The following is a 26305-nucleotide window of genomic DNA, read 5'->3' on the forward strand; positions in this document are numbered from 1 at the left end:
AACGCCACCGCGCCGAGGACCGCCGCGGTGATCAGCGCCGCGGCCCAGTCCGGCAGTCCGGCCGCCAGGCCGAGGCCCGCTGCGAGGGCGAGGGCCGCGCCCGCGTACAGGGCGACGGCGCCCGACCCGGCGTACAGCATGGCCCGGCGGCGCTGCCTGCGCGTCTGCTCGCGCAGTTCCTCGCGCACGGTCTCCCGCGCCACCTGCGCCAGTTCGTCGACCAGGTGCTTGTCCAGATGTTCAAGATGATCCAAGCGGTCCATGGGCGGCGGGTACCCGAACGGGCCCGCGGGTAACGGGGAGTGAGGGGATCGCGTGAAACGATCTCCCTGTCCGCCCGGCCCAACTAGGCTTCCCCCCATGGACATTCTGGGAGCCACGCTGCGCGTGTGCGTCGACGACCTGGAAGCCGCGGTCCCCTTCTACGAGCGTCTCGCGGGCGGCACGGCGCTGCGTTTCGAGCGCGGCGGTGTGCAGGTGGCCGCGATCGGCTGCTTCCTGCTGATGAGCGGACCCGAGGCGGAACTGGACGTGCTGCGCAAGGTCGCCGCCACGATCGCCGTCACCGATGTCGAGGAGGCCGCCAAGGTGCTCGCCGAGATGGGCGCGCACATCGTGGCGGGCCCGCTCGCGACCCCGGTGGGCCGCAATCTGATCGCGATGCACCCGGACGGCGCCGTCTACGAGTACGCGGACCGCCAGGGCTGACCGAAGTCCGATGCCGGCACCGGGAGTTCGACGGGGTCGGCGGACCTGGGACGAGCGGGTTCGGGCCCCGGCGCGGGCGTCGAGCGCGCCGATATTCCGCGTGCGGTGCGTCCCGCCCGACGTAGAGTCGGCGCTCGACGTCGTCGGCGAGGGAGCGGGACATGAGCGAGCAGCACACCTACCGGGTGATCGTCCGGGGCACCTGGGACGCCCTCTCCGAGGAGAGCCGGGCGCGGCTGGTCGCAAAGGCCCCCGAGCACGGTCTGGGCAGCATGCGGTTCACCGAGGAGGGGTCGCTGACCTACGAGCCGTCGCCGCTGAAGCACTTCTCGATGCGGTTCACGGTGGTCTCCGACGCCGCGGACGGCGAGGAGATGGCGGGCGCGCTCGCCGAGGACCGGGCCGAGCGGGCGCTGCGCGGCTGGGGGCACGGCTTCGCGGGGCTGCGGTCGACGGTCACCGACCTCGACACGATGAAGATCAACGTCAAGCCCGCATCTCGGCGGTGATCGCCCACCGCTGGTGATCGCGCCAGGCGCCGTCGACGAGGAGCAGGTCCGGCGAGAACCCCTCCAGCCGGAACCCGCAGGCGCGGGCGAGCGCGATCGAGGCGGCGTTCGCGGGCTGGACGTTGATCTCCAGCCGGTGCAGGCGCAGCCGGCCGAAGGCGTGGCCCACCACCAGGTCGAGGCCCTCCCGCAGCAGTCCGCGCCCGGCGGCGTGCGCGAAGGCGCCGTAGCCGAGGGCGCCGCTGCGGAAGGCGCCCCCGACGATGTTGTTGATGTTGATGAATCCGGCGAGGGCGCCGCCGTCGTCCTTCGCGCAGACGAGGTAGCCCTCCTTGGAGGGGTCGTCGATCAGCCGCCCGGCGTAGGCGGCGTAGGCGGCGGCGTCGTCCGGCGGGAAGAGCCAGGGGCGGTGCAGTTCCCTGCTCTCGCGTACCCGCGCGGTGAACTCGGCGCCGTCCTCGGGGCGAAAGCGGCGCAGGCCCACGCGCGGGCCCTCCGCGAGGTAGCGGGACGGGGGGTGCGGCATCGCCCCAGCGTACGACGGGCTATCGGCGGCGGCGCATGAAGAAGGCGCCGAACAGGGCGCCGATGACGCCCGTGCTGAGCAGCGCCACCCACAGCGGCATGGTCACCACCGGGATCAGCAGCCGGATCTCGGTCTCGCCGGTGTTCTCGAAGATGAAGACCAGCGCGAGGACGACGAGTACCAGCACCACGATCCGGCCGGGCGTCATCGCCTCGGCCAGGCTCCCGCGCCGTCCGCCCGCCTTCGTCCCTCTCTCCGACGTCTTCGGGCTCATACCACCAGGATGCTCCTCCGGCGCCGGACCCGCGCGGCGAACGGACCGGGGGCGGCGGGCGCGGAGGGTGAGCGGGTGCGCGCTCAGCGCAGCGCGGGCTCGTCCAGCGTCAAGGTGCCCGCCCCGGCGTCGAGTTCGGCACCGGCGCCGAACGGGACGGTCAGCGCGCCCGCGCCGTGCCCGAACCCGAACTCCTCCGCCACGGGCACACCGAGACCGCCCAGCCGGTCCGCCAGCACCGCGCGCACCCGCTCGTACGGCCCGCAGCCCTGCCACGACCCGAGGAGGACCCCGCGCACGCCGTCGAGGAACCCCGCGCGCAGCAGCTGGGTGAGGTACCGGTCGAGCCGGTACGGCTCCTCCCCCACGTCCTCCAGGCACAGCAGGCCGCCGACCGCCGAGGCCCGCGCGTGCGGGGTGCCCGCCTCCGCGGCGAGCAGGCTCAGACAGCCGCCCAGGGTGACCCCGCGGGCCCGGCCGGGGACCAGCGCCGCGCCGCCGGAGGAGATCACCCGGACCGACTCCGGACGGAACAGCGTGGCCCGCAGATGGTCCTGGGCCCGCGTGTTCTTCAGGAAGTCGAGGCCCGCCGCCATCGGGCCGTGCAGCGTGGCCAGGCCCAGCCGGGTGGCGAAGGACTCGTGCAGGGCGGTGATGTCGCTGAACCCGACGAACACCTTCGGCCCGGCCGCCCGCATGGCGTCCCAGTCCAGCAGGTCGGCCGTGCGCTGGGCGCCGTAGCCGCCGCGGGCGCACAGCACGGCATCGACGCGGGGGTCGCACCAGGCGCTCTGGAGGTCGGCCGCGCGGTCGGCGTCCGTGCCCGCCAGATAGCCGAACGTGCCGTGCCGGTCCAGCACATGGGGCATCGCGACGGGGTCCAGGTCCCAGCCGCGCAGCAGGTCCAGGCCGCCCTGGAGGCGCTCCTCGGGCACGGGTCCGCTGGGGGCGACGACGGCCACGCGGGCGCCGGGCGCGAGCCGGGACGGCCGCCGCAGGGGCCGCAGGGCGGACGTCATGTCGTGAGCTCCAGTTCGGCGACGCCGGGCGGAGTCAGGCCGAAGACCCGTGCGTACAGGGCGAGTTCGGCCTCCAGGGCGCGGACCGTGGTCTCGGCCCGCCGGAAGCCGTGGCCCTCGCCCTCGAAGGTGAGGTAGGCGTGCGGCACGTCGCGGCCCGCGAGCCCGGCGAGGAACCGTTCGCACTGCACGGGCGGGCAGATCACGTCGTCCAGGCCCTGGAGCAGCAGGAAGGGCGCGGTGAGCCGGTCGGTGTGGGCGGCGGGCGAGCGCTCCGCGTAGCGGGCGGGCACCTCGGCGAGCGGCCCGACCAGGCTCTCCAGGTAGCGCGACTCGAAGTCGTGGGTCTCGCCGGCGCCCCAGCCGGTCAGGTCGAGGACCGGGTAGAGGATCGTCCCGCAGGCGTAGACGTCGGTCGTGGTGAGGGAGGCGGCGGCGGTCCAGCCGCCCGCGCTGCCGCCGCGGACGGCGAGCCGGCCCCGGTCGGCGGTGCCCTCGTCGGCGAGGGCGAGCGCGACGGCGGCGCAGTCCTCCACGTCGACCACGCCCCACTGCTCGCGCAGCCGTTCGCGGTAGGCGCGGCCGTAGCCGGTGGAGCCGCCGTAGTCGACCTCCGCGACGCCGATGCCGCGCGAGGTGAAGTAGGCGACGGCCAGGTCGAGCACCAGCGGCGCCCGGGAGGTGGGACCGCCGTGCGCCCAGACGACGTAGGGCGGCGGGCGGTCTCCGGGGGCCGTGCAACGGGGGTGGTGGGGCGGGTAGATGTGCGCGTGGACGTCGCGTCCGGCGGGTCCGGTGAAGGTGCGGATCTGCGGTTCGGGGTAGTAGGCGGGGTCCACGGCGTCGTCGTGGGCGGCCCCGATCACCCGGGAGCGGCCGGTGCGGGTGTCGAGCTCGATCACCTCGTACGCGCTGCGCGGGCTGGCGCCGACGGCCAGCACCCGCTCCCCGGCGACCGCGAGCGTGGGCGCGAACTCGGTCCAGGGGCCCGCCGCGTCGACGATCTCCCCGGTCTCGGCGTCCAGGATGCCGAGCGCGGTCGACCCGCGGCCGTGCAGGACGGCGACGAGTCCGCCGGCCAGGGGCGCGAACCAGCGCAGCCCGATCTGCCAGAGCGGCCCGCCGAACTCCTCCTCGCGCGGGCACAGGGGTGCGCCGTCGCGGTGGAGGTTCCACCAGCCGCTGCGGTCGCTCGTGTGGAGCAGCCGGCCGTCCGGTGCCCAGTCGGCCTGTGCGACGGACTCCTCGGGCCCGCCGGCGACGACGGCAGGGGCGCCGAGGGTGCCGTCGGCGGCCACGTCCGCGACCAGCAGCTCGGTGCCGTCCCAGGGCATGCGCGGATGGTCCCAGGCGAGCCAGGCGGCCCGCCGCCCGTCGGGCGAGAGCCGCGCTCCGGTGACGAACCGGTGCCGGTCGTCGGTGAGTTCGCGTACCGCGTCGCGGCGGTGGGCCGCCGATCCGTCCAGGGGGACGGCGGCCGGGACGCGCCGCACGTCGGAGGGGCCGTCCCCCGTGAACTCCTCCAGCACGCACCACACCTCACCGCGGTCGGCGTGCACCTGCGGGTCGACCCAGCGCAGCCCGCCGCCCACCGGTGACGCGGGGGTGAGCGGGCGGGGTTCGCCACCCTCCTCCCAGCGGTAGAGACGCTGGTCGGCGTGGTGGACGAAGACGACGAGGGGCCGCCCGCCGATCACCGTGCCGGCCCACGGCTGCCCGCCGTACTCCAGGACCCGGCTGCGCACGTCCCAGGGCGCGGGCAGCACCGACTCCTCGCGGCCGTCCGCGCGGCGCCGCACCAGGGTGCGCCGGCCGCCCTCGGCGGGCCGCGGTTCGGTCCACCACGCCTCGTCCCCGACGAAGCCCACATGGTCCGGGCGCCCGTCGTGCGCGGCGGCGAGCGCCGCGTCGATGGGCGAGGGCCAGGATCCGTACTCCGACGTCCGCACTGCGTCCCCCATCTCCTCAGGGCCCTTCAGATCCGTCTGGTGCCGCGGCGCCAGGGCGTGTTTCGAAAGTAGCGTCGTCCGCCCGCAGGGCGGGCCCGGCGGCGGAACACGCCCTAGACCGTGCGCAGAAAGCGGTCGAGTACCCGCACGCCGAAGTGCAGTGCCTCGACCGGCACGCGCTCGTCGACGCCGTGGAACATCGCCCCGTAGTCGTACCCGCGCGGCAGCTTCAGCGGTGAGAAGCCGTAGCCGGTGATGCCGAGCCGGGAGAACTGCTTGGCGTCGGTGCCGCCGGGCATGCAGTACGGCACCACGTGCCCCTCGGGCGCGAACTCCTCGACGGCCGCGCGCATCCGGGCGTACGTCGGTGAGTCCACCGGGGCCTGGAGGGCGACCTCGCGGTGGTGGAACTCCCAGTCGACGCCGGGGCCGGTGAGTTCGTCGAGGGTCGCGCGGAACTCGTCCTCGTGGCCGGGCAGGAAGCGTCCGTCGACGTGGGCGACGGCCTCGCCCGGGATGACGTTGACCTTGTAACCGGCTTCCAGCATGGTCGGGTTGGCGCTGTTGCGGACCGTGGCCTCGACGAGTCCGGCGGCCGGACCGAGCTTCGCGAGCAGACCGTCGACATCGTCCGGGGCGCCGTCGACGCCGTACAGCGCGGCCAGTTCGGTCAGGCAGGCGCGGACGGTGGGGGTGAGCCGCAGGGGCCACTCGTGGGAGCCGATGCGGGTGACGGCGGCGGCGAGCCGGGTCACCGCGTTCTCCCGGTTGGGCCGCGAGCCGTGCGCGGCCCGCCCGCGCGCCGTGAGTCTGACCCAGCCGGTGCCGCGCTCCCCGGCGGCGATCGGGTAGAGCTCCCGTCCGGCGCCGTCGTGGAAGGTGAACGCGCCGGACTCGCCGATGCCCTCGGTGCAGCCCTCGAAGAGCTCCGGGTGCCGGTCGGCGAGGAACCCGGAGCCGTCCTCGGCGCTCGCCTCCTCGTCGGCGGTGAACGCGATCACCACGTCCCGGCGGGGCCGCACGCCCTCGCGCGCCCAGGACCGCACGACCGCGAGGATCATCGCGTCCATGTTCTTCATGTCGACCGCGCCCCGGCCCCAGACGACGCCGTCGCGGACCTCGCCCGAGAAGGGGTGCACGCTCCACTCGCCGGGCTGCGCCGGCACGACGTCGAGATGGCCGTGCACGAGCAGCGCGTCCGCCGAGGGGTCGCTGCCCTCGAAGCGGGCGACGACGTTGGTACGGCCCCCGGTGCGCTCCAGCAGCGCGGGGGTGAGCCCCGCCTCGGCCAGCAGGGCCGCCGCGTACTCGGCAGCGGGCCGCTCCCGGCAGTCGCCGCCGCCCCGGTTGGTGGTGTCGATACGGATCAGGTCCGAGGTGTACGTGACGACCTCGTCCAGTGCCTGCGCGTCAGCCATACTGCTCCTCCACCGCGGCCGAGGCGATCGTCGTGACCGCCTTGAAGGTGCGGATCGCCTCGTACATGCGCGCGCTGGTGTACGCCACCTTGCGCTCACCCGTGCGCGCGACGCCGGGGACCACCGTCGCGGCCATCGCGAGGTGCTCGGCGTCGAACTCGACGGCCACCGTGAAGGGTCCGGCGTCCACCGGTGCGCGGCGGACGGCGAGCGGGGCGGCCGCCGCGGCGGCGGCGCGGATGTCGGCGGCCGTCCTGGCCGGGGGGCGGCACACGGCGGCGTACCGCGAGACATGGTCCTTGACGGCGACCTTCAGCGCCTCGGGCGCGTAGCCGAGGGCGTCCTCGCAGGCGATGTCGTCGCCGGTGACGAGGACGACGGGGACGCCGTACTCGGCGACGACGTGCGCGTTCAGCAGGCCCTCGCTGGCGCGTTCGCCGTTGAGCCAGACGCCGGTGACGGAGTTGGCGAGGTAGGTGTGCGCGAGGACGCCCTCCATGCCGGCGCCCGCGTGGTAGCCGACGAAGGCGACGCCGTCGACGTCGCCGTGCTGCACGCCCTCCACCATGGACAGCGCCTTGTGCCGGCCGGTGAGCATCTCGGCGCGCTCGTCGAGCCGTTCTAGCAGCAGGTTGCGCATGGTCGAGTGGGCCTCGTTGACGAGCACCGAGTCCGCGCCCGCGTCGAAGAAGCCCCGTACCGCGGCGTCGACGTCCGAGGTGAACATCCCCCGGCACCGCTCCCACTGCGGCGTGCCCGGCAGGACGTCGCCCGGCCAGGTCACCCCGGTGGCGCCCTCCATGTCGGCGCTGATCAGGATCTTCATGGTCCGTCACGTTACGCGCCGGCGCGGGAACCTGCCACGAAGGGAGCCGCGGACGGCCGGTCGGCACCCGGGTGAGACATCCGACGACCGCACGGCGAAGACCGGGCGGGCCCCGCCCGTGCCTGTTTCATGAGGTCACGCACGACCTAAGTGAGGCAGCAGCATGGCCGACGGCACCCTGGACACCCGCCCGCCGGACGGGCTGAAGGCGAACGCGATCGGGTTCCTCGACGCGCTGGTCATCGGGCTCAACGCCACTTCGCCCGCGTACTCGCTGGCCGCGGCGATCGGCCCGGTGGTCGCCCTGGTGGGCGTCTGTGCCCCGGGCGTCATGCTCGCCTCGTTCGTCCCGATGCTGCTGATCGCCTCGGCCTTCTACTACCTGAACAAGGTGGACCAGGACTGCGGGACCACCTTCTCGTGGGTGACCCGGGCGATGGGCCCGTGGGCCGGCTGGCTCGGCGGCTGGGCCATCACGATGACCGGTGTCCTGGTCGTCGGCTCGCTGGCCGACGTCGCGGTCACCTTCGCCCTGCTCGCCGTCGGGCTGGACAGCTGGGCCGGCAACGAGGTCGTCCGGCAGGTGCTCACCGTGCTGGTCATCCTCGTCATGACGGCCGTGTGCGTGATCGGCACCGAGATCTCCGCCAAGGTGCAGAACACCCTGATCCTGGCGCAGGTCGTCTGCCTGCTGGCGTTCGCGGTGGTGGCGATCTACCGCGTGTACGCCGGCACGAGCAGCCTCGACTCCGTGGAACCGGAGATCGGCTGGCTGAATCCCTTCGGGGCGGGCGGCGCCGAGCTGACCGCCGGTCTGCTCCTCGGGGTCTTCATCTACTGGGGCTGGGAGTCGGCGGTGAACCTCACCGAGGAGGTGGAGGACTCCGCGACCGCCCCCGGCCAGGCCGCCGTGTGGTCCACGGTGATCCTGCTGGTGACGTACGTGTCGGTCGCCATCGCGGTCGTGGCCTACGCCGGACCGGCGTTCCTCGCCGACAACGCCGACGAGGAGGAGTTCATCTTCGCCCTGCTCGCCGGCAAGGCGATGGGCTCCTGGGACTGGGTGGTGCTGCTCGCGGTCTCCACCTCGGGGCTCGCCTCCACCCAGACGACGATCATCCCCGCCTCGCGCACCGCGCTGTCCATGGCCCGCCGCCAGGCCCTGCCCTCCCCCTTCGGACACATCAGCCCGCGCTTTCGGACACCGGACGTCAGCACCTGGTGGGTGGCCGCGATCGCCATCGCCTGGTACCTCGTGGTCCGTCAGATCAGCGAGAACGCGCTGTTCGACTCGCTGACCGCGCTGTCCCTGCTGATCGCGTTCTACTACGCGCTCACCGGCGTCGCGTGTGCCGTGTACTACCGGCGCCATCTCACCGACAGCGTGAGGAACTTCGTCCTGATCGGGCTCGGGCCGCTGGTCGGCGCCGGGCTGCTGGCGTGGCTGCTGGTCGAGTCGATCGGTGACATGTCGGACCCGGCGAACTCCTACAGCGGCGTCTCGTGGTTCGGCCTCGGCCCCCCGCTGGTCATCGGTATCGGCATCACGCTGGCCGGGGTGGTCCTCATGGTCGTGTGGCGGCTGACGGCCCCGGCGTTCTGGGCCGGGCGGCCCGAGGTCGCCGACCCCGAACTCGTCCGAAGCGCAAAGGAGTTGTGACCATGTCGGTCGTTCTCGGCTACGACGAGTCCCCGGGCGCGGTCCGCGCGCTGCACGTCGCCATCGAGGTGTCGGCGGCCTTCGGCGAACCCCTCGTGCTGGTCTACGGCGCGGCGGTGCCCGGCTCGCTCGGCGAGGAGTACGCGGCGCACCGCGACGCCGTGCGCGAGACCGGCCGCTCGGTGCTGGCCCACGCGGTCGCGGTCGCCGAGGAGTCGGGCGTCCGTACGCGTGTGGAGGTCGTCGACCAGAAGCCGGCCGAGGCCCTGATCGACGCGGCGCGGCGGCACGGGGCCCGCTGCATCGTCGTCGGGAGCTGGGGCGAGAGCCCGTTGCGCGGCGCCCTGCTGGGCGCCACGCCGCACAAGCTCCTGCACCTGGCCCGCACCCCGGTGCTCTGCGTGCCCACCGAACCGTGACGCGGCGGCGGGGGCGGCCGCTCAGCCGCCCGTCGCCGCCGCTCAGCCGCCCGTCGCCGCCGCCGCGCGGCCGGCGGTGCGCCCGGAGAACAGGCAGCCGCCGAGGAAGGTGCCCTCCAGGGAGCGGTAGCCGTGGACGCCGCCCCCGCCGAACCCGGCGACCTCGCCGGCCGCGTACAGGCCGGGGACCGGCTTTCCCGAGGCGTCCAGGACCCGGCCGGAGAGGTCGGTCTGCAGGCCGCCGAGGGTCTTGCGGGTGAGGATGTTCAGGCGCACGGCGATGAGCGGTCCGGCGGCGGGGTCGAGGATCTTGTGGATGGCGGCCGTACGGCTGAGGGTGTCGCCGGGGTAGGCGAGCGCGTTGCGGATGCCCATGACCTGGGCGTCCTTGGTGTACGGGTTGTCGATCTCGCGGTCCCGTGCCTCGATCTGCCGCTTGAGGGAGGCGAGTTCGACGAGGTTGCCGCCAGCCAGCCTGTTCATGCCGGTGACCAGTTCGGGCAGGGTCTTGGCGACGACGAAGTCCTCGCCCTTGTTCTTGAAGCGCTCGATCGGCTCCGGGGTCTGCCAGATGCGGGAGAGCAGCATCCAGACGTTCTTCTCGGTGAGGTCCGGGTTCTGTTCGGAGCCGGACAGCGCGAACTCCTTGGCGATGATCTTCTGCGTGGTGACGAACCAGGAGTAGTCGTAGCCGCTGTCGCCGATCGTCTTGAGGGTGTGCAGGGTGTCGTAGCCGGGGATGTCGGGGCTGGCGAAGCGCTTGCCGGTGGCGTCGAACCACATGGAGGACGGGCCGGGCAGGATGCGGATGCCGTGGCCGGGCCAGATGGGCTCGTAGTTCCTCAGGCCCTCGGTGTAGTGCCACATCCGGTCGGGGTTGACGATCCGCCCGCCGGCCTTGCGGGTGATCCCCAGCATGCGGCCGTCCACGTGCGCGGGCACCCCGGTGATCATGGACTTGGGCGGAGTGCCCAGCCGGGCGGGCCAGTTGGCGCGGACGAGGTCGTGGTCGGCGCCGATGCCACCCGAAGTGACCAGCACCACGGGGGCGTTGAAGGCGAAGTCGCCGACGACCTTGCGGGAGCTCGGTCTGCCGCGGGCGACGTCGCTGGGCTCCAGGACGGCGCCGCGCACGCCGGTGACCGCCCCGTTCGTGACGATCAGCTCGTCCACCCGGTGGCGGAAGGCGAAGGTGACGCGCCCGGACGCCACCGCCGCCCGCACCTTCTTCTCGAACGGCTCGACCACGGCCGGTCCGGTGCCCCAGGTGACGTGGAAGCGGGGGACGGAGTTGCCGTGGCCGTCGGCGAGGCCGCCGCCGCGCTCGGCCCAGCCGACGATGGGGAACCACTGCATGCCGAGGCCGGCGAGCCAGGACCGCTTCTCCCCGGCGGCGAAGTCCACGTACGCCTGCGCCCACTTCTGCGCCCAGTAGTCCTGCCCGGTGGGGTCGTCCACCCCGCGGTCGAAGCCGGCCGTGCCCTGCCAGTCCTGCCAGGCGAGGTCCCGGGAGTCCTTGATGCCCATCAGCCGCTGCTCGGCGGAGTCGACGAGGAAGAGCCCGCCGAAGGACCAGAACGCCTGCCCGCCGAGGCCGGCCTCGGGCTCCTGGTCAAGCAGCAGGACCTTGCGGCCCGCGGCGGCCAGTTCGGCCGTGGCGACCAGCCCGGCCAGGCCGTGGCCGATCACGAGGGCGTCGGCGTCCGCCGCCGCGCCCGAGGCCGCGAACGCCGGGGAGGTCTGCGTCAGGGCGGCGCCGGCGAGCACGCCCCCGGCGACGGTCAGGGCGCGTCGGCGGGAGATCGCGGCAGGGGCTGAGGAGTTCTCCATGGGCTGCCTTCCGGAAGGACGCGCGCCGGGCGGGTGCGCGAGGGGCGGGCGACGCGAGGGAGCCCCCTGCGACAGCGGGGTGTTACCGACGGTAGCCCAGGAGATCCGCCGGTCGCCAGAGTCCTGCAACGACGAACTTCCGCACTCAATAAGGGAGTTCGGAGCGCGATGCCGCACGAGAACGCCCTCCGGCGCGCGGCGGGCGCACCGGAGGGCGGCGGTTGCGCAGAAACGGCCGGGCGCTACGGGAGCGCGGGGAGGCTTCTACGGCCGCGGGGAGGGGGATTCGACGGCTGCGGGACGGCCGCTACGCGGTGCGGGCGCGCCCGGCCACCAGCCATCGCGAGGGCAGCTCGATGCGGGTGCCGTCCGGGCCGTACTCCGCCGTGATCAGGGGCAGTTCACCGGCGGCGAGGACGGACAGACCGGCGGCGCGCAGCAGTTCGGGCACCGCGTGGTCTGCCACCTCGCCCGGCGCGAGACCGTGCCGGAAGACCGGCGCCAGCCTGGCCGGCGGGCCCTCGGGGCGCTGCGCCAGGCCGAGCAGCACCGGCTGGGCCTGCTCGGACAGTTCGACGAGGAACGCCCGGCCCCGCTCGCCGACCAGGGTGGCGATGCCCTGCGCCAGCGGCAGGCGGTCGCCGGGGTCGGCCTGGTGGAGCACACCGCGCATGTAGACGTTGGTGTCGCCGAGTTCGGCGTGCAGCGTCTCGGCCTCGCTCTTGTCCCCCGCGTCGAGCAGGCGAAAGGCCGCCCGCCCGGCCGGGTCGGCCGCCCGCGCGTGGTCGAGCGCGGCCTGTGACAGATCGGCGCCTACGACCCTCGGGAAGCGGTCGGCGAGGAAGCGGGTCTGGGTGCCGTTGCCGCACCCCAGGTCCACCATCGGCAGGCCGGGATCGATCAGGTGCGCCTCGAAGAGCGCCAGATGCCGGCCCGCGGTCAGCGCCGGCTCCGCGTCCCAGAACACCGCCCCCTGCTGCCCCGGCGCCTCCCGCCAGAAGCCCTCCCAGGCCGCGCGGTACCGACTCGTCACACTCATGACCGTCTCCCCGGGTTGTGGTGCCGGCCCGCCGTGCGACGACGGGGTGGGATGCCTTCCGATGGCTCCGGTCCGGTGTATCGCGGCCCCGCCGCGGCCACAAGCGGCTGCCGGGGACCTTCACTCCTCGTACGACACCGGCACGCCGCCTGGGCCCGGCGGGCGCCGCGGCGTCAGCGCGGCGGGAGGGTGAGTTCGAACCAGACGGCCTTGCCCGTGCCGGTCCGGCTCGCGCCCCAGCGGCGCGCGAGGGTGCTCACGACGCGCAGCCCGCGCCCGTGCTCGTCGTGCGGGCCGGCGCTCAGCAGGGTCGGCAGGTCGTGGTCGTCGTCGACCACCTCGCACAGCAGGGTGTCGCCGCGGATCAGCCGCAGCTCCACCGGCAGGTCGTGCGCGTGCCGTACGGCGTTGGCGACGAGTTCGCCGACGAGCAGTTCGGCGGTGTCCGCGAGGCCCGGCAGCTCCCAGGCGCGCAACTGCTCCCGGACTGCGGCGCGGGCGCGGCGCGCCCCGGCCGGTTCGGCGGCCAGCCGCCGCTCGGCGACGTCCTCGGGCGCGATCCCGTTGAGCCGGGCCATCAGCAGGGCCACGTCGTCCTTGCGGCCGCCGCGGACGTTGAGGGCACGGATGATCGTGTCGCAGGCGTCGTCCATGGACGCGGCCGGGTGAGCTGCGGATTCGCAGAGGGTGGCGAGTCCGACACCGATGTCTTCGCCGCGCACTTCGACCAGGCCGTCGGTGCACATCACGATCCGGTCGCCGGGGCTCACCGGGACCCGCAGCGCCTCGAAGGGCACTCCGCCGACCCCTATGGGCGCGCCCGTGGGCAGGTCGAGCAGCTCGCTGCGCCCGTCGGCGGCGCGCACCAGCACCGGCGGGATGTGGCCGGCGTTCGCGAGGTGCAGTTCGCCGGCGATGGGGTCGTAGACGGCGTAGAGGCAGGTCGCCAGGTAGGTGTCGCCGAGGCGCTGGGCGAGGTCGTCGAGGTTGCGCAGCAGCCGCGCGGGCGGCAGGTCCAGGGCGGCCATGGTCTGCACGGCCGTCCGCAACTGGCCCATCATCGCTGCCGAGTTGAGGCCGTGGCCCATGACGTCGCCGACGACGAGGGCGGTGCGGGCACCGGGCAGCTTGACGGAGTCGAACCAGTCGCCGCCGACCCGGCCGAGGAGGGTGCCGGGCAGATAGCGGGTGGCGATGTCGCAGCCCGCCATGCGTGGCGGTATGTGCGGCAGCATGCTGTCCTGGAGGGTCTCGGCGACGCTCTCCTGGTGGGTGTAGATGCGCGCGTTGTCGAGCACGAGGCCCGCGCGGGCCGCGAGTTCGGCGCCGGTGACCCGGTCCATGTCGTTGAACTCGACGCGTTCGGGGTGGCGCAGCAGCACCATGAACCCGAGGACGACGTCGCGTGCCTTCAGCGGCACGACCAGCATGGAGCGGTGGGTGATCAGCGGCCGGATGTCCCGCTTCTCGAACTGCGAGGCGATGGTGTGGCCCAACTGCTCGCTGACGCGCGGCACCAGCACCGGCTCACCGCTGGTCATGCACTGGAAGAACGGCGTGTGCGCCGGAAAGGGCATGGCCTCGCCGACGGGCACGACGTCGTCCCAGCGGCCGGGTTCGTCGGTGTGCTCGACCGCGACGCGGTGCCACAGGGTGGTCGTGTCCGGCACGCCGTCGGGGAACCCCTCGCCCGCGACGACCTGTTCGCGCAGATAGGTCCCGGCGACGTCGGTGAAGCGCGGCACGACGGCCTTGCTGACCTCGGTGATGGTGCGGGCCAGGTCGAGGGAGGTGCCGATGCGGCCGCTGACCTCGTTGAGGAACTCCAGGCGCTCGCGCACCGCGGCGTACTCGAGGTCCTCGCCCTCGTCGGATTCCTCCCGCGGCAGGGGTGAGCCCGCCGCCGCGGCCCGCGCGGCACGCTCCTGGCGGGCGCGGCGCTCCACCCGCCGGGGCACGCCCCAGTCCGGGGTGAGGGGCACCCGGTCGCTGTGGCTGAACTCCATGACGGGATAGCCCAGTTCGAGGATCTGGCTGACGATGCGGGCGCCTTCCTGGACGCTCATGCTGGGCAGGATCTCGGGGAGCCGCCCGGCCAGTTCCTCGGCGCCGGAGAAGTCGGTGTGCAGGGCGAACCCCGGTGCGACGCGGTCGTAGCCGGGGTCCTCGTCGTCGTCCTGCTGGAGGCGGCCCACGTCGGCGCCCAGCACGAGCAGCCGCTCCGGGCCGGGGCCGACCAGCGGGTAGGCCCACCACAGCACGTCGACGCGGCCCCGCCCGGCCACGGTGAGGCGGGCGCGTCCGGCGGCGGGGTAGTAGATGCGTCCGTCGAGGGACGTCTCCAGGTCGTGGCCGAGGCCGTCGTAGGCCGCGTAGGAGCCGTACGGAGAGATGTCGTCGTCCTCGGGGAGCGCGCCGGAGACGGGCAGCAGATCGACGGCCGGGTGCCCGATCGCCTCCTCCTTGGCGGCGCCGAACAGACGGCGTGCGCCGGAGCTCCAGTGCGAGACGAGGCCCTCGCGGTCGACCACGACCACGGCCAGGGGGATGCGTCCGGGCGCGGCGGGTTCCGCCGACGTACCGTCCCGTTCGGTGCCACGGTCCATGGCCCAGGCCCTCTCTCCACACCGCTGCCCAAGATCTGTTCGCCCACCCCACCGTACGGCTCGGGCCGTGGTGATGTGCGGCAATACATGAATTGATGCGACGGGATCACAACGGCGCGCAAGGGGGCGGACAATGCCGCCCCCACGCGCGTCCGCGCAGGCAGACCGGGTGCGGGAGAGGGGCGCTCAGTCCTCGTGCCCGAGCTGGAGATCGCGTTCCGTACGCCCGCCGGCGACCTGGAGGACGGTGGCGACCGGCGGGTAACCGGCGGCGATGACGGTGTACTCGCCGCAGGCGAGGTCGACGAAACGGAAGGTTCCGTCAGGTCCGGTGGTGAGGGTGTCCAGCACGTTGCCCGCCGCGTCCAGGAGGGTCACGCGCGCGTCCTCCACGGGCCGGCCGCCGCCCGCCCGGACGGTCCCGCGCAGGGCGGCGCCGCCGGCGAGTTCGATGTCCTGGAGGGTCTCGCGGGACGCCTTGACGGTGACCGGCACGGCGGCCGGGCGGAAGGCGGCGGCGCTCGCGGCGAGGGTGTACTCCCCGGCGATCAGCTCGGTGATGACGTAGCCGCCCTCCCGGGTGCTGCGGGTGGTGGCGACGACCTCGCCCTGGACACTGGTCAGGGTCACGGTGGCGTCCACCGGGGTGCCGTCCGGGGTGAGGACGCGTCCGGCGAGCCGCCCCGCGCCGCCGAGCACGATGTCGAGTTCGACGGGCCGCTCGCCCACGGTCACGGTGACGGCCTGCGGCTGGTGGCCGCCCGCCGCGGCGATCAGCACGTACGATCCCGTGGCCGGGGTGGCCAGCGTGTACCGCCCGTCGCCGGTGCTCGCGCCGCGCCCGACCTGCTGTCCGGCGGCGTCGATGAGGGTGAGGGCCGCGCGCGGGACGACCGTGCCGTCGGGGTGCTGCACGGTGCCGCGGACGGGGACCTCGGGGGTACGGGGCGAACGGGCCTGCGGGAGCGTGCGGTTCACCGGCGCCGGTTCCGTGCCGGGCGCGGGGGCGTCTTGGGCCACCAGGGGTTTCTCCTTGAGGAAGCAGGCGATGAGCAGGCCCAGCGCGAGCACCGGCACCAGGTAGAGGAAGATCCTCGGCATGGCGTCCGCGTAGGCCAGGACGTAGGCGTCGCGCACCGCGGGCGGCAGCGAGCGGACGAGCTGCGGGGTGACGGCCTGCGGGTCGGGCAGTCCGGCGCCCGCGGGCAGGCGCGCGGCCAGGGCGTCGGTGAGCCGCCCGGCGAGGAGCGTGCCGAAGACCGCGGCGCCGACGCTGCCGCCGATCTGCCGGAAGTAGGTGTTGGCGCTGGTGGCGGTGCCGAGGTCGGCGGGGCGCACCGAGTTCTGCACGGCGAGGACCAGGACCGGCATCACCATGCCGATGCCCGCGCCGAGGACGGCCATCCACAGGCTGTACTGGAGACGGGGCGTGTCGGTCTCCAGGCGGGACAGCAGCCCCATGCCGAGGACGGCGAGGGCGCTGCCGAGCACGGGGTAGATCCGGTAGCGGCCGGTGCGGCTGATGAGCTGGCCGCAGAGGATCGAGGCGCCGACGACGCCGCCCATCATCGGCAGCATGAGCAGGCCGGACTCGGTGGCGGACGCGCCGTCGACCATCTGGAGGAAGGTGGGCAGATAGCTGGCCGCGCCGAACAGGGCGACCCCGATCACCAGGCCCACCAGGGCGGTGACGTTGAAGACGGAGTCCCTGAACAGCCGCAGCGGGATGAGGGGTTCGGCGGCGAAGCGCTCGGCGACGAGGAAGAGCAGCCCGGCGACGAGCGCGCCCGCGCCGAGGCCGAGGACGACGCGGGAGCCCCAGGCGTACTCGGTGCCGCCCCAACTGGTCAGCAGGACCAGGCAGGTGGAGGCGGCGGCGAGCAGCAGTGAGCCGAGGACGTCGAGGCGGGCGCGGGCCGCCGGCCTGGGCAGCTTCAGCACGACGCTGACGACGGCGAGGGTGAGCAGACCGAAGGGGACGTTGATGTAGAAGCACCAGCGCCAGGAGAGGTGGTCGGTGAAGTAGCCGCCGAGCAGCGGGCCGGCGACCGAGGCGAGTCCGAAGGCGGCGCCGATCAGCCCCATGTGGCGGCCGCGTTCCCGGGGCGGCACGATGTCGGCGATGATCGCCTGCACGCCGATCATGAGTCCGCCGGCGCCCGCGCCCTGCACGGCGCGGTAGGCGATCAGCTGGTCCATGGTCCCGGCCCGCCCCGCGAGCGCCGAACCGACGACGAAGACGACGATGGCGAACTGGAAGACGCGCTTGCGGCCGAGGAGGTCGCCGAGCTTGCCGTAGACCGGCAGGCCGATGGTGGAGGTGAGCAGGTAGGCGGTGATCGCCCAGGACATCCGGTCCAGGCCGCGCAGTTCGCCGACGATCCTGGGCAGCGCGGTGGCGACGATCATCTGCTCCAGCGCGGCCAGCAGCAGCGCGAGCATCAGCCCGAAGAAGACCAACCGGACCCGGCGCGGGCTGAGTTCGGCCGTGCCGTGCGGTGGCGGCGCCGGAGCGTCCGGGGGCGCCGCCGCCGGTTCGTCCTGTACCAGAGTGCTCCCGCGCACGTACCGATCCCCTCGTCGCACCGCCCGTAGTTCCCGCGTGAGCGAACAACTACGGACAAGCGCGACGAGTTACGGAACCGGGTCGGTCGGCGAGGAGATCCACTCGATCCGGTGAGAGGCCAACGGCCGCCGACGCGCGGCACGTTGGCCCACGGCCCCGGTCAGGGGGCGGGGCTCACTTCTCCATCTCGGCGGCGAGCCGGGTGAGCACCGCGTCGTAGATCCGGCCGAGGCCCTTGGGCGCGAAGGTCTTCTCGAAGAAGCCGCCGATGCCGCCGGCGCCCTGCCAGGTGGTGGTGACCACGACGCGCGAACGGCCCTCGCCGGCCGGGGTGACCCGCCAGGTGGTGACCATGGAGGAGTTGCGGTCCTTCTCGACGAGCTCGCCGTCGGTGGGCTCGGTGACCTCCAGGAGGCAGTCGCGCACACGCTTGCTGGTGGCCTGGAGCCGCCAGTGGACGAGGGTGCCCTCGCCGTCGCCGCCCTCGCGCACCTCGTACTCGCTGAACTGCTCGGGCAGCAGCTTGCGCCGGGTGCCGCTGTAGTCGGCGACCGCGTCGAACACCTTCTCCGCGTCCGCCGCGACGACCCGCTCCGTAGTGGCCTCGACCTGCGCCATTGACTTCCTCCAGGACCAGAGTTCTCGGGGGTGGGGGCAAGCCAACCACCCCGCTCCCACCGCGCCCAAATCGGGGTCCGGATCAGCTCACCGAAGCGGTCGCGCGGCGATCGGAAACGAAGCCGGGCCGGAGACCGCACGATCAAGGGAACATGTGTTCTATTCTGGGGGCAGTGCTACCGAGGAGGCACCATGCGCTGGGAGAACCTCACCGCGGACAGCGGCCACAGCCGGGCCGACTCCGCCCTGTTCGGCGCGGACGCCGTGGTCACCCGTACGTTCGACACGCCCGAGTTCGCGGGGATCACGTTCCACGAGATCCGGGCCCGCTCGATCGTCAACCGGGTGCCGGGCGCCTCGCGCATGCCGTTCGAATGGACGGTCAATCCGTATCGCGGCTGCTCACACGCGTGCGTCTACTGCTTCGCCCGCAAGACCCACAGCTATCTCGACCTCGACACGGGCCTCGGCTTCGACTCGCAGATCGTGGTGAAGGTGAACGCGCCGGAGCTGCTGCGCCGCCAGCTGGCCTCGCGCCGCTGGCAGGGCGAGCACATAGCGATGGGCACCAACGTCGACTGCTACCAGCGCGCCGAGGGGCGCTACCGCCTGATGCCGGGCGTCCTCGCCGCGCTGCGCGACCGCGCCAACCCGTACTCGATCCTCACCAAGGGCACGCTGATCCTGCGCGACCTCGATCTGCTGAAGCAGTCCGCCGAGGTCACGGACGTGGGCCTGTCGGTCTCGGTCGGCTTCGTCGACCCCGAGCTGTGGCGCACCGTCGAACCGGGCACGCCGTCGCCCGAGCGGCGCCTGGACGTGGTGCGGACCCTGACCGAGCACGGGCTCGGGTGCGGGGTGCTGATGGCGCCGGTGATCCCGTTCCTCAGCGACCACCCGGCCCAACTGCGGGCCACCGTACGGGCGATCGCCGCCGCGGGGGCCACCTCCGTGACGCCGCTGGTGCTGCATCTGCGGCCCGGGGCCCGCGAGTGGTTCATGGCCTGGCTCGCCGGCCGGCACCCGCATCTGGTGCGCCGGTACGAGCGGCTGTACGCCGACGGCGCCTACGCGCCCAGGTGGTACCAGCGCCGCGTCACCCGCCAGGTGCACGAACTGGCGCAGGAGCACGGCATGGGGCCCGCGCGCGGGGGCGCGCCGCGCCGGGTCCGGGAGCCCGAGCCGCCCGCGCGCGCCTCGGCGGAACCCACCCAGCTCTCGCTCCTGTGACCGCATCGGAGCGCTTCTGGCGGGCCGATCGGGTCACGTCCGCGGCGAAGGCGTTCCCGCGGGCCCCCCTTCCGGGACGAATGCGGCCAGGGGCCGTGGCACGCGCGGCCCACGACCCTCCGTCCTGGGAGGACCCATGGGAAAACGCGCAGCCGTACTCTGCGGCGCCGCCCTCGTCATGGCCGGGAGCCTGACCTCCGTCCCGGCCGAGGCGAGCGCCCCGCAGCGCGGTGAGGCCGCTCGCGGCGCACCGCTCGTCTGGAAGAACTGCGGCATCACGAAGTACCCGGCGCTCCAGTGCGCCTCGCTCGACGTGCCGCTCGACCACGCCGCTCCGCGGGGGCGGCGCATCACCCTCGCCCTGTCCCGCGTCCCGCACACCGCGAAGACGTACCAGGGACCGCTGCTGGTCAATCCCGGCGGCCCCGGCGGCAGCGGGCGCACCCTCGCCGCGTTCGTGGCCTCCGGACTGCCGAAGTCCGTGGCCGCGCAGTACGACGTGATCGGGTTCGATCCGCGCGGCGTCGGCGCGAGCCGGCCCGCCCTGTCCTGCCGGCCCGGTCACTTCGCGCCGGTGCGCCCCGACTCGGTGCCGGGCACCCCGGCGACCGAGCGGGCCAACCTGGCGCGCGCCGCGTCCTTCGCCCGCGGCTGCGGCGCCAGGTACGGCGACCTGCTGCCGTACCTCGACACGGTCAGCGCCGCGCGGGACATGGACCGCATCCGCGCCGCCTTGGGCGCGCCGCGGATCAGCTACTTCGGCTACTCGTACGGCACCTACCTCGGCGCCGTCTACGCCAAGCTCTTCCCGCAGCGGGTGCGCCGCGCGGTGCTCGACTCGGTCGTGGACCCGACCGGGGTCTGGTACGGGGCCAACCTCGCGCAGGACGTGGCCTTCGACGCGCGCCACCGGGCGTTCCTGGCCTGGGTCGCCCGCAACGACCGCACATACCGGCTGGGCACCGACCCGGCGCGGGTCGAGGCGAAGTGGTACGCGATGCGCGCGGCCCTGGCGCGCACGCCGGCCGGCGGGAAGGTGGGCGCCGCCGAACTGGAGGACACCTATCTGCCCGGGGGCTACTACAACGGCTACTGGCCGTACCTCGCGGAGGCGTTCGCGGCGTACGCGAACGACCGGGACAGCGGTCCCCTGACCGAGGTGTACGACAAGTTCGGGGCCGTCGACGCGGCCGGGGAGAACGGCTACAGCGTCTACACGGCGGTGCAGTGCCGGGACGCCGGCTGGCCGCGCGCGTGGCGCACGTGGCGGGCGGACAACCGGGAGGTCTACGCCAAGGCGCCGTTCATGACATGGAACAACGCCTGGTACAACGCGCCGTGCGCGTTCTGGCCGAGTGCGTCGCTGAAGGCGGTCGACGTCACCAACGACAAGGTCGCGCCGATGCTGCTGTTCCAGGCGACCGACGACGCGGCCACCCCGTACGAGGGCGCCGTCACCGCGCACCGGCGGCTGGCGCGCTCCAGCCTGGTGGTCGAGCGCGGCGGCGGCAACCACGCGGTCACCCTCGGCGGCAACGCCTGCCTGGACCGGTACCTGGCGGCCTATCTGGCCGACGGCACCGTGCCGCGCGGGAAGGGCGAGGCGGACGCGGTGTGCGCGGCCCTGCCCGACCCGAAGCCGCTCAGCTCCAAGGTGACGACGGCGACCCGCGCCGCCGAACTCCACGAACTGATCGGCTTCCGCCCCTGAGAACCCGACGCGCCGTACGGGCCCCGTCCCGGAGGGGCCCGTGCCCCGGCGCACAACTCGGATGACGGCGCCCGCCTCACGCTCCTAGGGTGCGGCCATGGAAGCCGACCGCACCCTGATCCGCCCCATGACCGCGGCCGACTGCGACCGGGTCGCCGAGATCCGCGTCGGCGGCTGGCGCAGCGCCTACCGGGGGCTGATGCCGCAGTCGTACCTGGACGCGATGGACCCGGCCGCGGATGCCGGGCGGCGCCGGGCCCGCTTCGCGCGGTCGGCGGACGCCGGCGCGGTGGACCTGCTCGCCGAGTCGGCGGGCGTCGTCGTCGGCTGGTCCTGCCACGGCCCCTACCGCGACGGCGAACGGCGCACGCCGGACGCGGAGTTGTACGCCCTCTACGTGGACCCCGCGCGGTACGGCGCGGGGGCGGGACGCGCCCTGCCGGCGGAGTCGGTGCGCCGCTGCGCCGCCGCCGGGCACGCCCGGATGTTCCTCTGGGTCCTCAAGGGAAACGTCCGCGCCCGCCGCTTCTACGAACGGGCGGGCTTCGCGGCGGACGGCGCCGAGGAGCCCTTCGAGGTGGACGGCGTACGGGTCCCGGAGGTGCGCTACGCCCGCGCCCTGTGAGCCGGCGCGGGAGGCGCGGGGGCGCCGCGGGTGTCAGGCCGGTTCTGCCGGGCCGGGGGCCGTGCGGGGGGTGGGGATCAGGGCGAGCGCCTCGACGGCGGCCTCGGCCAGCGCCGGGTGGGCGAGGGCCTCGGTGAGGACCCGCCGGGCGCGTTCGTCGCCGAGGGCGCCCAGGCCCTCGACACAGGCCAGTGCCACCCGGCGGTGGGGGTCGCGGGGGCGCAGCCGCCGCTCCAGCGCGGTGATCAGGGCCGGTACGGCCTCCGGGGCGCGCAGGCCGACCAGGAGGCGGACCGGGTGCAGGGCGTAGGCGGCGCGGAGTTCGTTGGTGACCAGGGCCGCCGCGGCGCGTCCGGTACGCGGGTCGCCGAGCCGGGCGAGCGCGTGGGCGGCGGAGACGCAGCGGTGCGGGTCGCGGTGGTTGAGGAGCAGGACGAGGGCCTCGAACGCGCGCCGGTCCCCGGCCAGGCCCAGCCGGAAGGCGGCCAGCTCCCGGGCCCACAGGGGCTGTCCGGGCGCGGTGAGCACCTCGGCCAGTTCGTCGAGGTCCGCGGTCGTCGTGAGGCGGTCGTACCCGGCCGGGGCCCCCGACTCCAGCCGTAAGCGCTCCGTGAGTGATCGCAACTCTTCGTCCATGAACCGCAGCCTAGGCCCGCGACCGCGTTCCCGGGACGTACATCACAAACCCGGGGGCTGGCGCGCTCGTTACCCGGGAGTTAGGCTCAGACGAGCGGGTTACCCACTCGCATCCCTTGCGGCGGCCTGGTGACGCAGCCGCCGCAGGAGCAGTCGGTTCGGTGCCCCAGGTACCGCAGTGCGACTCGGCCACGGGACAGGGCCGGTCGGTCATCACCGCCCCCGGACGTGTGCACGTCCGCGGCGACGGCACCGGGCGTGTGCGCCCGCAGTTTGGCACCACCCGCATCCTCCACCGCATCCGGCGCGCTCGCCGTCCGGTTCCGACCCCGGTCGGGCCGTACGTCCGCGCAGCCGGGCGCGTTTCCAGTCGTCACTCTCATTCCTGGAGTCCGCGATGGCCACTCCCCTGTCCGACACCCCTCCGTCCCCGCTGCGGACCGTCGCCGTCGTCGGCCTCGGCACCATGGGCACCGGCATCGCCGAGGTCCTGGCCAGGGCCGGCCGCGAGGTCGTCGGCATCGACGTCAGCGAGGCCGCGACCGCCCAGGCCGTCGCCGCCCTGGAGTCCTCCACCGCCCGCGCCGTGGAGCGCGGCCGGATGAGCGCGGGCGAGCGCGCGGACGCCCTCGCCCGCGTCCGCACCTTCACCGACCTGCGGGCCGCCGCCGACGCGGACCTGGTCATCGAGGTGGCACCGGAGTCCTACGGGATCAAGCAGCAGATCTTCCGCGAACTGGACGCCGTCGTGCGGCCCACGACGATCCTGGCGACCGGCACCAACGCCCTGTCCGTCACCCGGCTCGCCGCCGAGTCCTCCCGTCCAGAACGGGTGCTCGGCCTGCACTTCTTCAACCCGGCGCCGGCCATGCGGCTGGTCGAGGTCGTCTCCTCGGTGCTGACCGCCCCGGCGGCCGTCTCCGCGGTCACCAACCTCGCGCTGGACCTGGGCAAGGAGCCCGTCGCGGTCGGCGACCGGCCCGGATTCGTCGCCGACGGACTGCTGTTCGGCTACCTCAACCAGGCCGCCGCGATGTACGAGGCCAAGTACGCCTCCCGCGAGGACATCGACGCGGCGATGCGGCTGGGCTGCGGACTGCCGATGGGCCCGCTGGCGCTGCTCGACCTGATCGGCGTCGACACCGCCCGCACCGTCCTGGAGGCCATGTACACCGAGTCCCGCGACCGGCTGCACGCCCCCGCCCCGATCCTCAAGCAGCTCAGTGAGGCGGGCCTGACGGGCCGTAAGTCGGGCCGCGGCTTCTACACCTACGAGGCGCCGGGCAGCGCCGCCGTCGTGCGGGACGCGCTGACGCCGCTCGCGGGTGCCGCGCTCACCCCGGGCCGCGCGGTGCGCTCGGTGGGCGTCGCCGGCTCGGGCACCATGGCCTCCGGGATCGCGGAGGTGTTCGCCAAGGCCGGGTACGAGGTCGTGCTGGCCGCCCGCAGCCAGGAGAAGGCGCAGAGCGCCAGGGCCCGGATCGGCAGGTCGCTCGCCCGTTCCGTGGACAAGGGCCGGACGACCGCCGAGGCCGCGGCGCAGACCCTGGACCGGATCACCGCGGCCGGGTCCTACGACGCGTTCGCCGACGTCGACCTGGCCGTCGAGGCCGTCGCCGAGGACCTGGAGGTCAAGCGGCAGCTGTTCGCGGCGCTGGACAAGGTCTGCAAGCCGGGCGCGGTGCTGGCCACCACGACCTCCTCGCTGCCCGTCGTGGCCTGCGCGCGGGCCACCTCGCGTCCGCAGGACGTGGTCGGCATGCACTTCTTCAACCCGGCGCCGGCCATGAAGCTGGTCGAGGTGGTGCGGACGGTGCTCACCGGGGACGAGGTCCACGCGACGGTCCGCGAGGTCTGCACGAAGATCCGCAAGCACGCCGTCGACTGCGGCGACCGGGCCGGATTCATCGTCAACGCCCTGCTGTTCCCGTACCTGAACAACGCGATCAAGATGGTGCAGGAGCACTACGCCACGCTCGACGACATCGACGCGGCGATGAAGCTCGGCGGCGGCTACCCGATGGGCCCGTTCGAACTGCTGGACGTGGTCGGGCTCGACGTCTCGCTGGCGATCGAGAAGGTCCTGCACCGCGAGTTCCGCGACCCGGGCCTGGCTCCGGCGCCGCTCCTGGAGCATCTGGTGGCCGCGGGCTGCCTCGGCCGCAAGACGGGCCGCGGCTTCCGCGAGTATGCCCGGCGCTGAGGGCGCGGGCGACTGGTTCCGGGGCGACCGGGACTGGGGCGGTCTGCTCGGCCGGTCCGGGTTTCCCCCGTCCGCACAAGGCGGGGGAAACCCGGCCCCTGCGCAGCAAGCTGCGCACATGCAGTACGTTCGGGTCATGTCCCAGCCCGCCAGGTCCCCACGTACACCGGCTACGCCCGACGCGCCGGAGAGCGCCGCGGGCAGCCGCGCCGCCGCCCAACGGCTCAAGATGCGCCGAGAACTGGCGGCCGCGGCGATGGAGCTGTTCGCGACCAAGGGGTACGAGGGGACCACCGTCGACGAGATCGCGGCCGCGGCCGGGGTCGCGCGCCGTACGTTCTTCCGGCACTTCCGGTCCAAGGAGGAGGCGATCTTCCCGGACCACGACGACACCCTGATCCGCGCCGAGGCGGTGCTCGACGCCGCCCCGGCCCATGAGCACCCGCTCGACACCGTGTGCCGGGGCATCAAGGAAGTCATGCGGATGTACGCGGCCCGGCCGGAGATCTCGGTCGCCCGCTACAAGCTGACGCGCGAGGTGCCCACCCTGCGCGAGGCGGAGATCGCGTCGGTGGCCCGCTACGAGCGCCTCTTCACCCGCTATCTGCTCGGTCACTTCGACGAGCACGCGCACGACGACGACGCCAACGACGACCCGCTGCTGGCGGAGGTCGCCGCGTCGGCCGTCGTCACCGCCCACAACCACGTGCTGCGGCGCTGGCTGCGCGCGGGCGGCCAGGGCGACGTGGAGGCCCAGCTCGACCACGCCTTCGCGATCGTGCGCAGGACGTTCGGCACGGGCATCGGGGCGGGCCGCGAGACCGCCCCGCGCACGGCGTCCGCGTCCGCGGCCTCCGAGGGAGAGGTCCTGGTCACCGTCGCCCGCACCGACGCGCCCCTGGACGAGGTCATGCGCACGATCGAACAGGCCCTGAAGGAACGGGCGTAGGGCGCGGGCGCCGCCTCCGGGCGCCCTTCACGACCGGACAGGCCGGCCGCACGGCACGACCCGCGGCCGGCCTTCGCACGTCCCGGACCGGACGGTGCCAGCGCCACACATGACCACAGCACATGAGCGGGCGTCACATGTGCGCGCGCCACGTCATCCCGTGCCACATGTGGCCGCGCCACATCAGCCCACACGACATGTGCGCACACCACATCAGCCCACGCGACGTGTGCCCACACCACGTCAGTCCGTGCCACACGTGCGCGCCACATGAGCCCGCACCACGAGCGACCGCGCCACATGTGCCCGAGACGGATGACCGTGAGCACCCGAAAGCGACGTACTCGCGAGTAGCTTTGATCGATCATCGCTCATCTGTCGCGTAAAGATTTCATCTGAGAGCAATTTCTGACACTCAGTGCCTTGCCAGGTGACACGCCGTGCCATACGTTGAAGGTGTCCGGGCGGCCGGCGTGCAGAGACCCTTCGTACGCCGGCTGTCCCCGCCAGTCCCTCCCGGGACCCGCGCGCCCGGACGCCTGCGTCACAGGCAACCTCCCGCGCCACCCAGCGCCGCCGCTCCCGCACCACCCGCCGAACCGACGGCACACCCACCACCCTCACCAGCACCGACGCAGCCCTCAGCACCCCTCCCTCAGGGTGCTCACCGCCGGAGGCAACACCGTGACCGTGAAGGACATTCTCGACGCGATCCAGTCGCCGGAATCGACGCCGGCCGACTTCGCCGCCCTGCCGCTCCCCGAGTCGTACCGCGCGATCACCGTGCACAAGGACGAGACGGAGATGTTCGCGGGCCTCGCGACCCGCGACAAGGACCCGCGCAAGTCGATCCACCTCGACGAGGTGCCCCTGCCCGAGCTCGGGCCCGGCGAGGCCCTGGTGGCCGTCATGGCCTCCTCGGTCAACTACAACTCCGTGTGGACCTCGATCTTCGAGCCGCTGTCCACCTTCGGGTTCCTGGAG

General features: G+C 73.7%; 22 protein-coding genes and 1 pseudogene. 10 read left to right on the plus strand and 13 right to left on the minus strand.

The window, feature by feature from the left end; genetic code table 11:
* The coding region (locus tag SZN_RS21435; RefSeq protein ID WP_007498490.1) for a phage holin family protein at positions 1-263 on the minus strand (263 nt) is incomplete at its 3' end.
* A 97-nt stretch (positions 264-360) separates the two neighbouring features.
* Between SZN_RS21435 and SZN_RS21440 the strand changes: the two genes are divergently transcribed.
* The gene (locus SZN_RS21440) at positions 361-708 is read left to right on the plus strand and encodes a VOC family protein (protein ID WP_007498492.1); all 348 of its coding nucleotides are present in this window, start codon (positions 361-363) and stop codon (positions 706-708) included.
* A gap of 161 nt (positions 709-869) precedes the next feature.
* The gene (locus SZN_RS21445; RefSeq protein WP_007498494.1) at positions 870-1217 is read left to right on the plus strand and encodes a DUF6204 family protein; all 348 of its coding nucleotides are present in this window, start codon (positions 870-872) and stop codon (positions 1215-1217) included.
* On the opposite strand, the gene SZN_RS21450 is transcribed toward SZN_RS21445, so the two are convergent.
* From SZN_RS21450 to SZN_RS21475, 6 genes are all read right to left on the minus strand, one after another.
* Positions 1195-1743 carry a GNAT family N-acetyltransferase gene (locus SZN_RS21450; protein ID WP_043732246.1) on the minus strand — a complete coding sequence of 183 codons (549 nt, stop codon included), beginning with the start codon at positions 1741-1743 and terminating at the stop codon, positions 1195-1197. The two genes, SZN_RS21445 and SZN_RS21450, sit on opposite strands and share 23 nt — an antisense overlap.
* A 19-nt stretch (positions 1744-1762) precedes the next feature.
* The gene (locus tag SZN_RS21455) at positions 1763-2017 is read right to left on the minus strand and encodes a LapA family protein (RefSeq protein WP_007498498.1); all 255 of its coding nucleotides are present in this window, start codon (positions 2015-2017) and stop codon (positions 1763-1765) included.
* 83 nt (positions 2018-2100) lie between these two features.
* Entirely contained in the window at positions 2101-3036 is a 936-nt protein-coding gene (locus tag SZN_RS21460; RefSeq protein WP_007498500.1) for a S66 peptidase family protein, read from the minus strand.
* Complete coding sequence (locus tag SZN_RS21465; RefSeq protein WP_007498502.1) at positions 3033-4997, minus strand: dipeptidyl-peptidase 5; 1965 nt, start codon at positions 4995-4997, stop codon at positions 3033-3035. The genes SZN_RS21460 and SZN_RS21465 overlap by 4 nt, the downstream gene beginning before the upstream one ends.
* Before the next feature lie 101 nt (positions 4998-5098).
* Positions 5099-6403 (minus strand): M20/M25/M40 family metallo-hydrolase, encoded by a 1305-nt coding sequence (locus SZN_RS21470; protein WP_007498504.1) that lies wholly within the window; start codon positions 6401-6403, stop codon positions 5099-5101.
* Entirely contained in the window at positions 6396-7229 is an 834-nt protein-coding gene (locus tag SZN_RS21475) for a M55 family metallopeptidase (protein ID WP_007498506.1), read from the minus strand. Before SZN_RS21475 ends, SZN_RS21470 begins: the two co-directional genes overlap by 8 nt.
* A gap of 163 nt (positions 7230-7392) precedes the next feature.
* Here SZN_RS21475 and SZN_RS21480 point away from each other — a divergent pair, with 163 nt between their 5' ends.
* Positions 7393-8889, plus strand: coding sequence for an APC family permease (locus SZN_RS21480; protein ID WP_007498508.1), 1497 nt, complete (start codon positions 7393-7395; stop codon positions 8887-8889).
* A 2-nt stretch (positions 8890-8891) separates the two neighbouring features.
* Positions 8892-9308 carry a universal stress protein gene (locus SZN_RS21485; RefSeq protein ID WP_043732250.1) on the plus strand — a complete coding sequence of 139 codons (417 nt, stop codon included), beginning with the start codon at positions 8892-8894 and terminating at the stop codon, positions 9306-9308.
* Positions 9309-9350: 42 nt separating this feature from the next.
* On the opposite strand, the gene SZN_RS21490 is transcribed toward SZN_RS21485, so the two are convergent.
* The 5 genes from SZN_RS21490 to SZN_RS21510 all read right to left on the minus strand — a co-directional run bounded on the left by SZN_RS21490 (position 9351) and on the right by SZN_RS21510 (position 17967).
* The gene (locus SZN_RS21490; protein WP_007498512.1) at positions 9351-11138 is read right to left on the minus strand and encodes an FAD-binding dehydrogenase; all 1788 of its coding nucleotides are present in this window, start codon (positions 11136-11138) and stop codon (positions 9351-9353) included.
* Positions 11139-11445: 307 nt separating this feature from the next.
* Positions 11446-12177 carry a class I SAM-dependent methyltransferase gene (locus SZN_RS21495; RefSeq protein ID WP_007498515.1) on the minus strand — a complete coding sequence of 244 codons (732 nt, stop codon included), beginning with the start codon at positions 12175-12177 and terminating at the stop codon, positions 11446-11448.
* Positions 12178-12350: 173 nt separating this feature from the next.
* On the minus strand, positions 12351-14783 hold the full coding sequence (locus tag SZN_RS21500) for a SpoIIE family protein phosphatase (RefSeq protein ID WP_007498517.1): 2433 nt from the start codon (positions 14781-14783) through the stop codon (positions 12351-12353).
* 186 nt (positions 14784-14969) lie between these two features.
* Positions 14970-17348 carry an MFS transporter gene (locus SZN_RS21505; protein ID WP_007498519.1) on the minus strand — a complete coding sequence of 793 codons (2379 nt, stop codon included), beginning with the start codon at positions 17346-17348 and terminating at the stop codon, positions 14970-14972.
* 175 nt (positions 17349-17523) lie between these two features.
* On the minus strand, positions 17524-17967 hold the full coding sequence (locus tag SZN_RS21510) for an SRPBCC family protein (RefSeq protein WP_007498521.1): 444 nt from the start codon (positions 17965-17967) through the stop codon (positions 17524-17526).
* A 192-nt stretch (positions 17968-18159) separates the two neighbouring features.
* Here SZN_RS21510 and SZN_RS21515 point away from each other — a divergent pair, with 192 nt between their 5' ends.
* The 3 genes from SZN_RS21515 to SZN_RS21525 all read left to right on the plus strand — a co-directional run bounded on the left by SZN_RS21515 (position 18160) and on the right by SZN_RS21525 (position 21533).
* Positions 18160-19197 (plus strand): Rv2578c family radical SAM protein, encoded by a 1038-nt coding sequence (locus tag SZN_RS21515; protein WP_007498523.1) that lies wholly within the window; start codon positions 18160-18162, stop codon positions 19195-19197.
* Between the two features lie 136 nt (positions 19198-19333).
* Positions 19334-20908, plus strand: a complete 1575-nt coding sequence (locus SZN_RS21520; RefSeq protein ID WP_007498525.1) for an alpha/beta hydrolase — start codon at positions 19334-19336, stop codon at positions 20906-20908.
* Between the two features lie 97 nt (positions 20909-21005).
* A complete protein-coding gene (locus tag SZN_RS21525) occupies positions 21006-21533 on the plus strand; it encodes a GNAT family N-acetyltransferase (RefSeq protein WP_007498527.1) in 528 nt (175 codons plus the stop codon).
* Positions 21534-21566: 33 nt separating this feature from the next.
* On the opposite strand, the gene SZN_RS21530 is transcribed toward SZN_RS21525, so the two are convergent.
* Entirely contained in the window at positions 21567-22169 is a 603-nt protein-coding gene (locus SZN_RS21530; protein ID WP_007498528.1) for an adenylosuccinate lyase, read from the minus strand.
* A gap of 397 nt (positions 22170-22566) precedes the next feature.
* Here SZN_RS21530 and SZN_RS21535 point away from each other — a divergent pair, with 397 nt between their 5' ends.
* The 3 genes and pseudogenes from SZN_RS21535 to SZN_RS21545 form a co-directional block, all read left to right on the plus strand.
* Complete coding sequence (locus SZN_RS21535; RefSeq protein ID WP_007498531.1) at positions 22567-24372, plus strand: 3-hydroxyacyl-CoA dehydrogenase family protein; 1806 nt, start codon at positions 22567-22569, stop codon at positions 24370-24372.
* Positions 24373-24508: 136 nt separating this feature from the next.
* Positions 24509-25321, plus strand: a complete 813-nt coding sequence (locus SZN_RS21540; protein WP_043732256.1) for a TetR family transcriptional regulator — start codon at positions 24509-24511, stop codon at positions 25319-25321.
* A 660-nt stretch (positions 25322-25981) separates the two neighbouring features.
* Positions 25982-26305: pseudogene (locus SZN_RS21545) on the plus strand (crotonyl-CoA carboxylase/reductase); the annotation flags it as partial.

This window comes from Streptomyces zinciresistens K42 (assembly GCF_000225525.1).
GTDB lineage: Bacteria > Actinomycetota > Actinomycetes > Streptomycetales > Streptomycetaceae > Streptomyces > Streptomyces zinciresistens.

Excerpts from the sequence above, each read along its gene's own strand:
- SZN_RS21440 (WP_007498492.1), top strand. The coding sequence starts at position 361 with ATGGACATTCTGGGAGCCACGCTGCGCGTGTGCGTCGACGACCTGGAA.
- SZN_RS21445 (WP_007498494.1), top strand. The coding sequence starts at position 870 with ATGAGCGAGCAGCACACCTACCGGGTGATCGTCCGGGGCACCTGGGAC.
- SZN_RS21450 (WP_043732246.1), bottom strand. The coding sequence starts at position 1,743 with ATGCCGCACCCCCCGTCCCGCTACCTCGCGGAGGGCCCGCGCGTGGGC.
- SZN_RS21455 (WP_007498498.1), bottom strand. The coding sequence starts at position 2,017 with ATGAGCCCGAAGACGTCGGAGAGAGGGACGAAGGCGGGCGGACGGCGC.
- SZN_RS21460 (WP_007498500.1), bottom strand. The coding sequence starts at position 3,036 with ATGACGTCCGCCCTGCGGCCCCTGCGGCGGCCGTCCCGGCTCGCGCCC.
- SZN_RS21465 (WP_007498502.1), bottom strand. The coding sequence starts at position 4,997 with ATGGGGGACGCAGTGCGGACGTCGGAGTACGGATCCTGGCCCTCGCCC.
- SZN_RS21470 (WP_007498504.1), bottom strand. The coding sequence starts at position 6,403 with ATGGCTGACGCGCAGGCACTGGACGAGGTCGTCACGTACACCTCGGAC.
- SZN_RS21475 (WP_007498506.1), bottom strand. The coding sequence starts at position 7,229 with ATGAAGATCCTGATCAGCGCCGACATGGAGGGCGCCACCGGGGTGACC.
- SZN_RS21480 (WP_007498508.1), top strand. The coding sequence starts at position 7,393 with ATGGCCGACGGCACCCTGGACACCCGCCCGCCGGACGGGCTGAAGGCG.
- SZN_RS21485 (WP_043732250.1), top strand. The coding sequence starts at position 8,892 with ATGTCGGTCGTTCTCGGCTACGACGAGTCCCCGGGCGCGGTCCGCGCG.
- SZN_RS21490 (WP_007498512.1), bottom strand. The coding sequence starts at position 11,138 with ATGGAGAACTCCTCAGCCCCTGCCGCGATCTCCCGCCGACGCGCCCTG.
- SZN_RS21495 (WP_007498515.1), bottom strand. The coding sequence starts at position 12,177 with ATGAGTGTGACGAGTCGGTACCGCGCGGCCTGGGAGGGCTTCTGGCGG.
- SZN_RS21500 (WP_007498517.1), bottom strand. The coding sequence starts at position 14,783 with ATGGACCGTGGCACCGAACGGGACGGTACGTCGGCGGAACCCGCCGCG.
- SZN_RS21510 (WP_007498521.1), bottom strand. The coding sequence starts at position 17,967 with ATGGCGCAGGTCGAGGCCACTACGGAGCGGGTCGTCGCGGCGGACGCG.
- SZN_RS21515 (WP_007498523.1), top strand. The coding sequence starts at position 18,160 with ATGCGCTGGGAGAACCTCACCGCGGACAGCGGCCACAGCCGGGCCGAC.
- SZN_RS21520 (WP_007498525.1), top strand. The coding sequence starts at position 19,334 with ATGGGAAAACGCGCAGCCGTACTCTGCGGCGCCGCCCTCGTCATGGCC.
- SZN_RS21525 (WP_007498527.1), top strand. The coding sequence starts at position 21,006 with ATGGAAGCCGACCGCACCCTGATCCGCCCCATGACCGCGGCCGACTGC.
- SZN_RS21530 (WP_007498528.1), bottom strand. The coding sequence starts at position 22,169 with ATGGACGAAGAGTTGCGATCACTCACGGAGCGCTTACGGCTGGAGTCG.
- SZN_RS21535 (WP_007498531.1), top strand. The coding sequence starts at position 22,567 with ATGGCCACTCCCCTGTCCGACACCCCTCCGTCCCCGCTGCGGACCGTC.
- SZN_RS21540 (WP_043732256.1), top strand. The coding sequence starts at position 24,509 with ATGTCCCAGCCCGCCAGGTCCCCACGTACACCGGCTACGCCCGACGCG.